The 13623-nt window shown below is 59.3% G+C and carries 13 protein-coding genes; 12 read left to right on the plus strand and 1 reads right to left on the minus strand.

Going from position 1 to position 13623, the window contains the following annotated elements; translation table 11 throughout:
• Positions 1-279 precede the first annotated feature (279 nt).
• From SA87_RS02335 to SA87_RS02385, 11 genes are all read left to right on the plus strand, one after another.
• Positions 280-1020, plus strand: coding sequence for a hypothetical protein (locus tag SA87_RS02335; RefSeq protein WP_169816886.1), 741 nt, complete (start codon positions 280-282; stop codon positions 1018-1020).
• A gap of 77 nt (positions 1021-1097) precedes the next feature.
• Positions 1098-1382 carry an SAF domain-containing protein gene (locus SA87_RS02340; protein ID WP_066198620.1) on the plus strand — a complete coding sequence of 95 codons (285 nt, stop codon included), beginning with the start codon at positions 1098-1100 and terminating at the stop codon, positions 1380-1382.
• Positions 1383-1462: 80 nt separating this feature from the next.
• Positions 1463-1729 (plus strand): RcpC/CpaB family pilus assembly protein, encoded by a 267-nt coding sequence (locus SA87_RS02345; protein ID WP_245637612.1) that lies wholly within the window; start codon positions 1463-1465, stop codon positions 1727-1729.
• A complete protein-coding gene (locus tag SA87_RS02350) occupies positions 1726-2892 on the plus strand; it encodes a CpaE/TadZ family protein (protein WP_066198626.1) in 1167 nt (388 codons plus the stop codon). The genes SA87_RS02345 and SA87_RS02350 overlap by 4 nt, the downstream gene beginning before the upstream one ends.
• A gap of 55 nt (positions 2893-2947) precedes the next feature.
• Positions 2948-4231, plus strand: a complete 1284-nt coding sequence (locus SA87_RS02355) for a TadA family conjugal transfer-associated ATPase (protein WP_245637613.1) — start codon at positions 2948-2950, stop codon at positions 4229-4231.
• Positions 4197-5123, plus strand: coding sequence for a type II secretion system F family protein (locus SA87_RS02360; RefSeq protein ID WP_066198632.1), 927 nt, complete (start codon positions 4197-4199; stop codon positions 5121-5123). Before SA87_RS02355 ends, SA87_RS02360 begins: the two co-directional genes overlap by 35 nt.
• Positions 5124-5128: 5 nt before the next feature.
• Positions 5129-6058: a type II secretion system F family protein gene (locus SA87_RS02365; protein WP_066442091.1), complete on the plus strand. Its 930-nt coding sequence runs from the start codon at positions 5129-5131 to the stop codon at positions 6056-6058.
• Between the two features lie 37 nt (positions 6059-6095).
• A complete protein-coding gene (locus SA87_RS02370) occupies positions 6096-6485 on the plus strand; it encodes a TadE family protein (protein WP_169793348.1) in 390 nt (129 codons plus the stop codon).
• A 60-nt stretch (positions 6486-6545) separates the two neighbouring features.
• Positions 6546-7403, plus strand: coding sequence for a hypothetical protein (locus SA87_RS02375; protein ID WP_156423640.1), 858 nt, complete (start codon positions 6546-6548; stop codon positions 7401-7403).
• 105 nt (positions 7404-7508) lie between these two features.
• The gene (locus tag SA87_RS02380) at positions 7509-9509 is read left to right on the plus strand and encodes a hypothetical protein (RefSeq protein ID WP_156423641.1); all 2001 of its coding nucleotides are present in this window, start codon (positions 7509-7511) and stop codon (positions 9507-9509) included.
• A gap of 30 nt (positions 9510-9539) precedes the next feature.
• Positions 9540-10565 (plus strand): hypothetical protein, encoded by a 1026-nt coding sequence (locus SA87_RS02385; protein ID WP_066198647.1) that lies wholly within the window; start codon positions 9540-9542, stop codon positions 10563-10565.
• Between the two features lie 575 nt (positions 10566-11140).
• Here SA87_RS02385 and SA87_RS02390 read toward each other — a convergent pair.
• The gene (locus SA87_RS02390) at positions 11141-12457 is read right to left on the minus strand and encodes an RNA-guided endonuclease InsQ/TnpB family protein (protein WP_066198650.1); all 1317 of its coding nucleotides are present in this window, start codon (positions 12455-12457) and stop codon (positions 11141-11143) included.
• A gap of 174 nt (positions 12458-12631) precedes the next feature.
• On the opposite strand from SA87_RS02390, the gene SA87_RS02395 reads away from it, so the two are divergent.
• Positions 12632-13267: a hypothetical protein gene (locus SA87_RS02395; protein ID WP_066198653.1), complete on the plus strand. Its 636-nt coding sequence runs from the start codon at positions 12632-12634 to the stop codon at positions 13265-13267.
• The last annotated feature ends 356 nt before the right edge of the window (positions 13268-13623 follow it).

Raw genomic sequence — 13623 nt, forward strand, 5'->3', positions numbered from 1 at the left:
TGAGCCATCCGGTATCCCTCCTGGTGAAGTGGTTTCTTCTCCGTCTCACATTCTACCAAAGAGGGCCGGATGGCTCATTTTATGTTACCTGGACCATCCGTTTTTACACATGATACCGGACACGACTATCCCGCCGGCGTTCCCTTTATGTCGCCCTTGACGTTTTGCGTCCCGTCGCGCCCGAAGTCAGAGCGGTCTCTCGTCGTTTCTCCCTCCGTGCGCCCGACCGTCCGGCGACCCCCGGCTTCCGGTCGGGGAAAGGGGCGCCTTTCGCGCTTTTTGCGACACGGGTCGACGCCGGGCGGAGGACGTGAAGGCGGCGCTTCTGGAGATGGAGACGGACGGGAGGAATGTCCCCCGACGCCGTTTTTGTCCCTGCTCGATTTTTTCCGTTCGCGGTGTGCGCCTGGGGTCATCCTGTACTTCTACGATGCCGCGGAAGTGAGCGATCCGGATTTGTACCGGCTGCGCAATCTTCTGCTCCCCGAAAGGGAGCTCCGCTTTTATCCGGTTTATCGGCATCGGGCGTACCTGGCGTATTTGCTTCATGTCTTGCCGGCGATCGCGGCGGCGGGTGGGTTGAACGTTGTTCAGAGAAGTTTTGCCGAGGAGCGGGCGCGCCTGCAGAAGGAGATGCATCAGTTGCGGATTTGGACGCTCGTTCCGGACGACGGCGTGGCGATGATCGATTCGTCTGTCCGGCGACGGCTGGGAAGCGTTCCGTCCAAAAAGCGCCGATCTCAAATGCGCTGGCACGGGTATCAATTTGACCCGCAGAGGCAGGTCCATCTCCGCCGCATGTCCGGGGATTTTGACGCGGTGTGGGCGAAGGTCCACGCCGAGCGTCGCGCTGAGGAAGCCGTCTGGGTCGTCGCCCATCGACCGCCGCCATCGGCGGAGACCTGGAAAAGCGAACATGCGCGTCGCGGCTCGCTCCACTGGATCGATCTGCCGGAGCAAGACGGCGGTCCTGATCGTTCCTTGATTCAGATGGTGTTCGTCCCTTCTCCGGACGCCTGAACGCATCTGGAGGCGTTTAGGTCTCCGGGACCGAGGTCCGCGCGGTGCTGGAAGCCAATTCGGAGGAGCCCGAATCGATGCTGGATGCCAGACGAAAAGCGATCATCTTCTTTGTTCTGGCCCTGGCGATGGCGACGATCGCCAGCGCCATCATCGTCAACGAATGGAATAAGGTTCGATCCGCTTGGGGAGAGACGGTCCGGGTGGCGGTCGCGGCGGTAGATATTCAGCCTTATACCGCCATTACGCCTGAAATGATCGACTGGCAGGCGTTGCCGAAGCAATTCGTGACGACAGGGTTTATCACGGAGGCTCAGAAGCTTAAAGACAGCATCGCTTTGGTCAAAAAGGGGATTTCTTGACCCCCAATATCATTCGCGCGCGGGCCGATCTCAGCCCGGGAGAACGAATCGTCTGGCTGAATATTTCCAACAACGTTTTTTTGGATCAAATTGTCGCGCCGGGCGATCGGGTCGATCTCATCGTCACCCACCAGGAAGAAGGGAAACTGGTGACGGAGCGTTTGTTTTCCGACGTTTTGGTGATTCAGCGGGACACGGACGACAAAGGCAAAATGGTCGTCAAGGTGGTCCTGCCTCTTTCTGAGGCCGAGCGCCTCATTTACTACCAGAATACGGCGAACCAGATCCGCGTGCTGCTCAGCGATCAAATCGAGCAGAGGACCGTCGAAGGGAGCGGCCTGCCGTGAAACCGGCGCTGGTGTTGACGCAGAATCCGCTTTTGGCCCGGCAAGTGGAACGCGAATTGACCGACAAAGGCTACTCGCCGCTCAGATATGCGGATTGGCGGGAGGTGACCGAAAGGGGCCCGTATGCGCTGGTCGTCGTCGACCAACATGCGCCCCTTACGCCGGAAGCCCAGGAGCGGTTGATGAATGCGCCCCTGATCGTGTTTCTCTACGAAGATCAGTTTACGGGGGCGATGGCGTGGTTGGAAGCGGGCGCCCAGGCCATTTTTCTGTATCCGGCAGAGCTGGAGGCCTTTCGTCGGCACCTGGACCGCCTGGAGACGCCGGGCAGTGACCGAAAAGCTCCCGCCGGAAGCGGCCCCAGGGGAAAAGTGCTGGCATTCTACAGCGCCAAGGGGGGAAGCGGCAAGACCGTTCTGGCATCGCTCGTCGCCCAGCAATTAAGCGTGCTTTATCAGAAGGCAACGCTCCTCATGGATTTGAATGCGCAATTTGGCGGGGTGGAGGCGCTCTACAATTTAGAGCCCCGGCGATCCTACCTTGATCTTCAGCCGGTGATCGAAGAACTGAACGAGTACCATCTGAAAAGCGTGATCGCCCGCCATGTGGACGCGCCGCTGGACTTGCTTCTCGGACCGGCCGATCCCGATAAGGCGACCTACATCGAAGAAGAACTCTTGACCCGCGTCTTTCAGCTGGCCCGCCGGCATTATGATTTTATCGTGCTCGACTTGCCGAGCGCCCTGAACGTCCAGAGTTTCTCCGGCTTGAAAAGCGCCGACCATATCTATTACGTGCTCACGCCCGACAGCCTTGCCATTCGAGCGTTTAAGCACGTCAAGCCGATTTTTGAACGTTACCATCTCCAACAAGCGGCGCACGTATCGCTCATCATCAATCGCGTGCACCGTAAATCCGAAATTACGCCGAAAGACATCGAGCGGCTTTTGCCGCTTCCGATTGCCGCGACGGTGCGGGCGCAGTACTTTACGCTCCAACCCTACCAGAACATGGGCAAACCGTTTTACACGTCGCGTCAGCGACCGGCACAGCTTAAATCTTTGACGCAGGATCTAAAACCGTTGGTCGAATCTTTGGTGAAAGGAGCACAGTCCCATGGATCGTCCCCGGCAAAACTTTTTGCACGATTCATGGAGTCCTAAAGAAGCGCGGTCTACGGGGCGTGTGTCTCACTTCACCGGACAGATCGAGGAGCGCGTGGAACACTTTAAAAACCGCATTATTCGTGAAGCCAACCTGGAGGAAATCATCAAGCTCCCGGTGGAAGAACGGAAGCGGACCATTGAACGCATGGTCTATCAAATGATCCAGGAAGAGAAAGAGATTTATCCTCGAGATGTCCTGGAGACGATCGTCAAACTGATCGTCAATGAGTCGGTCGGATACGGGCCGCTGGAAGTCCTGCTGCAGGACCCGGAGATCACGGAGATCATGGTCAACGGGCCGAACGACGTCTTCATTGAAAAAAACGGCAGACTGGAAAAGACGTCGATCGGCTTCAAAGACGAAGCCCATATCCGGCATATCATCGACCGCATCATCGCCCCTTTGGGGCGACGCATCGATGACAGTTCCCCGATGGTCGATGCGCGCCTGCCGGACGGGAGCCGCGTCAACGCGGTGATTCCGCCGATCAGTTTGAACGGTCCGGTCTTGTCGATCCGCAAATTCAATCGCGTTCCGATCACCCTCGAACGCCTGGTCGAACTGGGATCCGTTGCGCCGGAAATGGCAGAATTCATGAAAGCGCTCGTTCGGGCCAAGGTCAACATCCTCATTTCCGGCGGCACCGGAAGCGGGAAAACGACGCTCCTCAATGCGCTGTCCCAGTTTTTGCCCGAAGGAGAACGGATCATCACGATCGAGGACATGGCCGAGCTCAAGATCATGCATCCCAACCTCGTCCGTCTCGAAGCCCGCCCGGCCAACGTCGAAGGCAGGGGAGAGATTACGATTCGCCAGCTCGTCCGCAATGCGCTCAGGATGCGGCCGGACCGCATCATCGTCGGTGAGGTCCGGGGGCCCGAGGCGATCGACATGTTGCAGGCGATGAACACGGGGCACGAAGGGTCGCTGACGACGCTCCATGCCAACTCGGCCCAAGACGCCATCGGCCGTCTGGAAGCGATGGTGCTGATGTCGGACCTTCCGCTCAATGTGGAGGTGGTCGACCGGCATTTCATCAGCGCGATCGAGATCATCATCCAGGCGGAACGGATGATCGACGGCAGCCGGCGGGTCGTGTCGATCTCGGAAGTGGTCCTTCAGGACGGGCAGATCGACGTGCGCGACATCTTCGCCTTCCGATATCGCGTCAGCGCCCACAACCGGGTTGAAGGAAGACACGTGGCGACGGGATACGTTCCTCGCGTTTACGAAAAGATTTTGCGCCTTGGAATCGACCTTCCGCGCACGATCTTTGCCGGAGAAGGTGAGGGGACGCCGGATGCTCGACCTCATCCTCGCCTCAGCCGTGCTTAGTCTGATCGCGGCGCTTCATTACGCGCTTCTGGTCTATCGGATCCGCCGGCGCAACGACCGGCTCAAGGCGTGGTTCCCGGAAACGCGAAGGAAAGAGCGCCAGAGCATCTTCCGGCGGTGGGGGGATGCTTACGATCGATCGGCGGCAGGGTCCAGGCTGAAGGTCCGGCTCGCTCAGGCGAACGTCGGGCTCAAGCCGTCAGAATACATGTTTATCTTGCTGGTGCTTTACCTCGTCACGTGGTTCTTCATCGCCCGGGTGATGAGGATCATTCCGCCCGTCGACGGCATCCTCGCGTACTTGCTCGTCTGGCTGGGGTCGCGCACGTTTTTAAACATGCGCAAAAGCGCGCGTGCGGAGGCTTTTAACGGCCAGTTGCCGGAGATCTGCCGGCTGCTCGCCAGCACCGCCAAGGCGGGTTATACCTTGCCCCAGGGATTTGAAATGGTCGCCCGGGAATTGAAACCGCCGGCGGGAACCGAGTTCTGCACCGTCGTCCAGGAACTCCAGCTGGGGGATCCGTTCGATGCGGTTCTGGAACGGCTCGGATCCCGGTTCGACAGCAGCGAACTGACGGTGTTCGTGCATACGCTGACGATCCAGCGCAAACTCGGCGGAAATATCGCCGAAGTGCTGGAGATGATGGCGACGACGCTGGATGAACGGCGGCGGGTGAACGAAGAGATCAAAAACGCCACGACGGAATCCCGTTCGATCGCTTACCTGCTGCTCGTGATGCCGTTTTTGATGGTCGTCGTCATGGGTCTGATCATCCCGGGGTTCATCAATCCGCTGTTTACCGTGTTCGGCGTGCTTTTGGCGCTGGCTTCCGGATTTTTGCAGCTGATCGCCTTCTTGATCATTCGCAAGCTGAGCGATATCCGGGTGTGAGGGACATGCTGAACCAGCCGTGGATGTTTACCGCCATCACGACCCTGTTTCTTTTCTACCTGGCTTTGTCCTTTCATTCTTATTACAACTACATCCTTCAGAAAGAATCGCTCCTTGAGAAACTGAAGTTACAATCGGACCGGCAGGCGTCCAGGGAGACGCTGCGCGAACGGTTGCGCCGAAAGATCCTGGAATGGAGCGAGCGCCTGGGTCCGATCTCGGAAAAGCTTTATTCTTTCCCTGAACAGGATCAGAAATGGCTGACCTGGGCCGGACGCCCGATGGGACTTACCCTGCAACGGTTTTACGGATTGCGGCTTTTGATGGCCATTTTCGGGGCGATCTTCGGGCTTTTTTACTTTATCCTCGGCTTGCCTTTTTCGAAGTATGTTTATTTTATCGCCCCCGTGGCCGGGTTTTTCGGCACGACTTACTGGCTTCGCTCCCGCGCCGACCGGCGTCAGGAAGAGATCAGCGTCACTCTGCCGACCTTTCTCGATACGGTGAGCATTGCGCTGGCCGCCGGTGGCGCCCTGATGCAGACGATCGAGGAGGTGGCCGAACGGATGGGCGGCGCGCTGAGCGAGGAGATGCTCCGAATGGTGCGGGAACTTCAGCTGGGCGTGTCCCGGCGGCAGGCGTATCAGAATTTGATCGACCGCAACCGGTCCAGGGAGCTGGAAAGTTTCGTCCAGGCGCTCATCCAGGGGAGCGATCTCGGGGTGCCGATCGCCACGACGTTTCGCGTTCAGGCCGACGAGATGCGCGCCTCGCGCGTCTTTCGGGCGAAGGAAAAGGCGGCCAAGGCCAGCCCGCGCATCACGCTCGTCACTACGCTTTTGATCACGCCGGCGATTTTCATCCTGATCCTCGGCCTCGTGGTGTTGAATTTCATCTATAACCCGGATGCGTTCAATCTGCAATTCGGCCGCTGAGCATGCGGCCATGGAACCGGCGGGGGGTGAGCGGTTCGTGAGGGTCTTTGGGGACGATCGGGGATCGCAGACGGTCGAACTGGTGGCGCTTTTTCCGTTTATCCTGTTTGTCTTTCTGTTCGTCTGGCAGGTCGGGCTGGCGGCCTACACCGTCGTCGTGGCGGAATCGGCGGCCCGGGACGGCGCCCGGGTGGCGTCCAGCGCCAGAGGCGGTGACGATCGTTACGAGGAAGCGATCCGGCATTCGGCGTACGGGCTGACCATCAAGCAGATCGACAAGGAGGAAGATGACGACCGGGTCACCGTGACGCTCACCGTCGACATGGTCAACGTCCGGCTCCCGCTCATCAACCGAGCGATCGAACTTCAGTACACGGCGCGGGCGACGATGCCGCGGGAAGCGGGGCTTGCGACCGAATCCCCCTGAAGGCTCCCCGGCTTCCCGGTGAAGGTCGAAAGCATCGTTTCGGGCGAGGAGGTGAAGCGGATGAGCGGAAGGACGGTGAAGCGATGGCGCTTAGCGAGAGACGAACGCGGCGGCGTCGGTGTGCTCATCGTCGTCGGTTTGACGGCGTTTGCGATTCTCGTTTCGGTCTTTTTTACCGATGTCTTTACGGTTTTTACCGGGATGCGGATGAACCAGACGGCGGCCGACGCCGCGGCGCTCGCCGCCGCCCGGGAAGCGACGAAGGTGTACATCGAGGCGCTGCAAAATAAGCTGGAAGGCAAGATCGTCCGGCTGGACGGCGAGGTCGACCGGGAGGCCTGGCGGCGATATGAAGACGACTGCTATGAATCCTGCGGCACCGATGCGGACGGCCATGAGTCCTGCAGCACGGTCTGTCCGCCGAGCATCGTTCCGTACTGGAATGCGGTGGTCGCGGACTGGTCCGTTCCCGGTCCCATCGTGCGGCATCTTCCTTCCAACCCCAACCCGGGAGGGTATGACCCGACGGTCAAGATTCCGCTGGACGAAGCCGTTCGGTATTTTTACCGCGACGACTGCCCGGCCGTGCCGCTGTGCGGTTCCGTCATCGAGCCCAGGGCGAACTTTCGCCGGGACGTCGACGCGGCGATCGAACATGCGCTGGCCGGCCGCATTCGTTCTGCGGCAGAGGAATTTGCCGGTGAAAACGGAGCCTATACGGTCAATGCGGTGACGTACGTGAAGCAGGATGCGCAGGACGTCAGCGCGTTTGCGATACAGGTCACGGTCGAGCGACGGCTTTCCTTCCTGTCGGTCGATGCGCGCGTTTTTTCGAATGAGCCGGCGGTGCACAATGCGGCGGCGGCGGACATCGACCGGATCCGGGGACTCCCGGAGGCGTATTATGACGGAAGATAAAGGGTCCGAGCGGAATGATCCAGGAGAGGAGGGGCCCATGTGTTTGACCGGCGACGCGCGCCGTCACCGGCACGCCGATTGCGGCGAATGAGGTTTGTGGTTTTCGTGTTTGTGGCGTTTGCGCTGATCGGAATGGGGGCGCCGGCCTTGGTCGCCGAAGGCGGGACCGGTTCCCGGACGGCACACGACGACGGGGCGTCGATGTTCGAGGTTGAGCTGACGCCGACGCGCCTCGTTCCGACCGATGAAGCCTACGCCGACCACACGGGAAAAGGGGGGCCCCTTCTCGATTTCGGGACGGTGCCGCCGAATCCGTCGCTGATCCGTCCGAATCTCCCGGAGGCGGACGTCGGGGCGGCCGGGGCGTCCTTTGCCCTTCCGGCGCTTTCGTTCGCCCAGCAGGCTTTCGACCGGATCGAGACCGGCCTCCTGTGGATCGACAGGATGCTCCTTCGAGGCGGCGCCTTTGACGGGTTGAGCCTGCCGGAGAAGCGGCTTCTGGGGGCGATTTTGGGGCTTGCGGCGCTTACGCTGGTGATCGGGGCGGTGACCCTGCTACCGTTTTCCGGCCTTGCGAGCGGCCTCATCATCGGCTTTGCGGCGCTCGGCGGTCTTTCGGCCTGGGCGCACGGCTTTATGAAGGGCGCGGAGATGAACCCGCTCGCGGTGGCGCTGGGCGTCTTCGGCGGGGCCGTGCTGGGCGGTCTTTCGGCCTGGCTGATCGGGGTTGTGCAAAGCGCGGGCGGCCTTTTGCCCGTGCTGGCGCGGCTTGGGAGCTTCGGAAGCGGGCTGTTGAGCCGTCTGGGGGCGCTGGGCGCGGCCTTCCGGAGCCGGCTTTTGGGCTGGGCGTGGGCGCTATTGGGCCGCGCGGGTTCGGCGCTCGGGGCGCTGTGGGGTCTGGCGCTTCAGGGGCTTCGCACCCTGGCGGGAGCGGGGGGACGGCTGCTTCGCCTGGCGCTCGGGCTGGGGCAGCGGGCGGCGGTCGGCTTTGCGGAGCTCGTCCTGCGGGGGGTGGCGGCCGTTCGGGCCGGGTGGACGGCGATCGGGGGGCTCGCCGGACTCATCCGATACGCCTGGGGCGGCGCCAAGTGGGGTCTTCGCCAGCTGGGGAAAGGCGCGGCGGCGTTTGGCCGGCTCGTCTTCGGGGGCATCCGGAAAGCCCCGGCGTTCAGATGGGGACTTCTGGCGGGTCTCGGCCTGGGTGCGGTGCATTGGGTAAGCAAGAGCGGCGCCCCGTCGGAGCAAGAGAAGGAGGCCAAGGACCGGACGGGATGGGTATTTAACTTTTTGAAGGGATTCTACGCTCACTATTTTGATTTTGCCGAGGCGGACTCGCGGGGCGTGGGAAAGGCGATCGGGAAAGGCTATTTTAATATTCTTTGGCCACTTATCCCATCTTTTTGGAAAGGAAACAATAATATAGAGAAATGGAAACAAGATGCATTTCAGGACGTGTACGATGGCATTGATCTGGCCTTGAACGCGAAGGCTGTTCGGGATATGCGTAAAGCTATCAACTTTGCACAAACGCCCGTTGGCCGGTGGGCGACGAGGTTTAATGTGGTCGGGGGAATCATATCCACCGCGTTTGGCGTATGGGACATGAGCATGGACATCCGGACGATGTGGAACGCGCCCGACAACCACCGCCACGACAAGGAGCGGGGCGAAGCGGCGTTCGATTTCTTTCGTCATATGGGCATGACGTCGCTCGGGGTCGCCGGTGTTGTCGTCGGTCTTGTGGGTCTCGGGATTCTGGGGACTGCCTCTCTCGGTATAGTTCCTTTTTTGGTGATCGGAGGACTGGTGGCCTGGGCTGGATTTACCGCCATCAAGTGGATAGATCGGCGGTGGTGGAACGGTGCCGTAAGCCGGTGGGTCGGTAAGAAGATGAGAGAAGGCGTCACGTGGGTGAAGCGCCTACCGGGGCGGGCGGTTGAGGCATGGCGAGCAGTGCGGGAAGCGCCGGGCCGGGTGCGGGACTTTGTGAAGCGGTCGGTTTTGAAGAAGGCGGGGGAAGCCGGGCGCGAGGCGGCGAAGCGGGCGGTTCACCGGCTCATCAAGAAAATCAAGGACCTTCGGTATCCAAAGCCGCTGATCAAGTGAGGAGGGACGGGCGTGTCTTCTTCTATCGACATGTGGGAACTTGTCGCGTGGGGTAAGGAGTGGGCACCGCGAGAAACAAAGCTCAAGGAGCTGCATCCGCCGCACATTCAAAAAAAGAGCGCGGCATATAAGCGGCGATGGAATGAGATTATCAAATATCATGGCGTACCTTTCAAAAACCGAGAAGGTCGGCTGTATTATTTTATTGTGTACATTGTTGCCGGACCGGAGGATGTCGGGTATGTCGTATTGGACGAACAAGGGGAAGCGGTGCCGTGGGACGAGGCCTATCCGGTGGCGGTGCGGAGCCAGTTGTACCGGCGGATCGTAGAAAATGGGATATTTTGGAATATGCGGCGGATTGTTTCCGGCAAATTTGTTCGTCACATCCGCACCGTTCTGCGCGAGCTGCGGAAGCTTCAGGCGGTGGCGGAAAAGAACGGAGAAGTAGAGGTGCAGCAGAGCATCGAACAACTGCTTCGTGATCATGAAATAGCTCTGGAATACGGTTTACAGGCCGAGGAAGGGTACCGGCTGGGGAAAGAGCACGTCGATGCGGTGCTGGCGCGGGGGTACGCGACGGAAGAAGATCTTCGCGCGCTTTACCGGATGGCCTGCGAAAAACTGTCTTTTCCTGTCTACAGGAATTTAAAGGTCACTATAGAATGTGAAAAAGATTATGATCGGGTCAAACACTTCATGTGGAAAAACCTCTGGCGGCTGGTGGTACGAAACCCGTTCGGCACGTGGGGCCTGTGGAATTATATCAGTTACGCCAACACCGATGAAGATCGGGGCAAAACTCGCGTCGCGTTAGATTCTTATGAAGTGCATCCGGTGACGAAAGAACGCCACACTTTTGCGCTGCAGAAGGAAATGATGGGGGCGTTTTGTGAACATCAATGGAGGACTCTTCTTGAGGAGACAGAAATGACGGTCCGGAAGATGCTGCGCAATCCTAGGCAGACGGCCGACGATGGGGCGGCGGGGGAGGAGAAGGCGGTCGCCGGATCGGCGAAGGAGCAGGTGGGGGCGGGGGGATCGTTGCTCCGCTGAGTGCGCTTATCCGGCGGCCGCGGCGAGGTGAAGGGGCCGGTGCGGGCGCGGGGTCTTCATCCGAATATCATCTTGCCGGGAAAGATTCCCCTCTGAAAAAGGCGCTGAGCGCTTCTTTCCCGAGCAAAGAGCAGGAATACCAGAAGCGCATTCCTTGATTTGGAACAACTTCTCGGCAAAGGGAGACCGAACCAAATGCCTAATCAGGGGGCGCGGTTCCTTTTACGAAGTTCATCACTGAACTGATTGCTCGGGATCAGTGAGATAAGCAGGGCTCGTTTGGCGATACTCGTCTGGCGATAATGGCAGGGAAAATCGCTGCCCTCACGGAGGTGCTGTTCATGCGCAATTTCCTGGACACCATGCCTAAGCATTTGCAGGCGGAGCTGTATGGTAAGGTACGAGCGATCGTAGATGCCCCCGAATTATGGTCTTGATCCTTAGCTGTGACTTTCTCCCTCCCTCTGAAGGGGAAGGGCTTCCTGGCGGCAGGATGTCCTGCCGGGTTACACCGGAGGCTTCACGCCTCCGGAGGGGACCGTCACCGAAGTCCCGACTACGTCAGGTACCGGGCCTCAGGCCCCGGCCCTTGACGATACGTGTACGTACCGGTTGTAGCGCTTATCCCAGCGCCAGTGCCGGATCGTGTGGAAAGACACCGGACCGGGTACGCCGACGACGTTTTCGGCAAGCCGGAACTTGAGCAGGTTGCCGGCGCCGTTCAGATCCGCCTGCAAAGAGAAGCCGCATCGCCTGCACTTCCAGTGCCCGCGATGTCTTCTCGACGACGGGTCTCGCCGGCCGCAGGCGTAACCGGTCGATGACGTGTACTTTTCGGGAAGAAAGATCGTCCGAATCCCGCGCCTGAGGTTTTTGTACCCCTGCTGGGAGCCGAGGCGATCGTAGGCCATCTGGTGGATCTTCTGACTGGCCTTCTTCCCTTTCATCCCGGTTCCGGCGGAGCGGCGAAGGCCGGTCAGATCGCCGAGGACACTGACGGCGATGCCTTCTTTCCGGTCGAGTTCGGCCAGCGCTTTCGTCAGGGCGTGCTCCATGGGCCGGATCCGGCGATCGAGCTTTTCAAGGACCCGGGCTTTGGCCGCCTGAAGCCGGCGCCAGCGCCGCGACCCTTCCCTGAGGCGGCTCAGCTTCGCTTGAAATTCCGCCAGCACTTTGTTCCGGTACTGGATCTGGGCCAGGAGTTCGCGGCCGACGAAAAGATCCAGCACACCGGCGGAGGTCGCCCGGGCGACCAGCGCGCTGTTGTAGTCGTAAGCGGAGACGGGACCTTCTTGAGCACGAACCGGCACGACCCCGAGATCGAAGGTCACGTGGAGGATGAGGTTTTCCACCTTCCGGCGACGGACGATCGCCTTCACTTTGACCTCGACCGGGGTGCCGGTCACGCTTCGTCCGTCCGGCAGGACGATGACGTTCCATCCCGCAGGCAGCGGAACCGAAACGGGGTCTTTTCCCCGCGATCGCTTCAGCCCAAGGCCGTCCGGTCGGACGTCAAAGCCCTGCTTTTTCCGGGTGACCGTCCGAAGATGCTTCTTTGGCTTGAAATTCGGAGGCTGCATTTCCTCATGACCGTTTTCCCGGTGCTTCCGGTAGCCGGAGACGGCCTCAAAGTACTCTTCCACCACCGCCTGAGCCGACTGGGAGTGGAGTTCTTTCCAGACCTTGAACAGCTTGAATTTCGCCTTCAGCTCTCCTTCGTTCGGCCACCGGTTTTCCTTTTCCCGGATCTCCCGCGAATGCCAGACGCACGAATTCCAGATCCGGTTGGCCGCCTGCATGATCGGTTCGAACTCCGGCAGGCGGTCGGGTCCGATCGGAAACTGCCGGGTGAGCAGCAGCCGATCGGGATGGGAGGCGGAACTCCAGGCCATGCTTTTCACCTCCTTTAAGGCGAGGATACCGAAATTCGTACAAACGTTCAAGCGCCGCTATCATCCCGCCCCTGAAGGAGGCGGGTCTTCCCGCGGCGTGCTATAATGAAGCTATAGTTGAAAAGGAGTAAAGATCAAGGAATGACATGGAAAAAAGGAAAGGAGAGAGCTGCGATGATGAAACGATGGAAATGGGTGATGACGATCGCGAGCTTGGCGTTTGTTCTTCCGGCTTGCAGTACGCTTTCGGACCGCGTCGGTCCTTCCCACGATCAGGCGACCCAGACGGAAGCGGAACAAGGCTCACAGGCGGAACCGCAGGCCGGTACGGCGGAAAATCGGCCGGACAAAGAGAACCGGTCGGCGACCGCCCCGACGAAGAAGCCGCCGTCGAAAGGGAAACGGCAATTCCCCTATACGCTTGATCTCGATCTGCAACAAAGCCATCCCAACGGATCGACCGTCACACTTCACAAGCTGACCGCCGATGAAAAATATATCAAAATTGAATTTGAAGCTGTCCAGTCTGCTGGAACAACCCTACTAAGTAGATCCTGGAATGATGTTAAATATAAACCGTCACTGATCGACGATACAGGATTTGCATATAAGTATATCGATCCTGCAAAAAATCAAGATCTTCGAATTGATCGCGGTCAGATGCTGTCCGGCACGCTCGTCTTTTACGGAAAGCTGAAAGACGAAGCCAAGACGCTGACTTTGACGTTTAACAAAGAATATGAGTATGAAAAAGATAGCAATAGTACTTGGAATCCTTACTATCAATTTACCATAGATTTGAGCAACTAAAACCAAAGGAAAACGATTATGCCTTGATCGACGACGAACTGTCGCACATTTGCCTACCGCGAGGATGGAAAAGCCCGAAGCAGTCAGTCCGTCATGGTCTGTTCGGATTGGGGGAGTCATGGATGAAAACCAAGTCTTTTTTTCTAAGCGTCATTTTGGCCGCGAACGCGTTTCTGTCTGGTTGCGGCCAGGAAGACTCGGAATGTGTCGACGGCAAACGTCCGGATGGGACCCCATGCTCTCAAAGCGATTCACAAAGCACGGGATCGGGTGCCACGCCTTCTTCGTCCGTGCGTCCCTCCGATTCCGCGAAGAGCGGCCATTCGCCGGACACGGAAACCGGAAAAACCGTCGGG

The organism is Hydrogenibacillus schlegelii, assembly GCF_001653195.1.
Lineage (GTDB): Bacteria > Bacillota > Bacilli > Thermicanales > DSM-22653 > Hydrogenibacillus > Hydrogenibacillus schlegelii.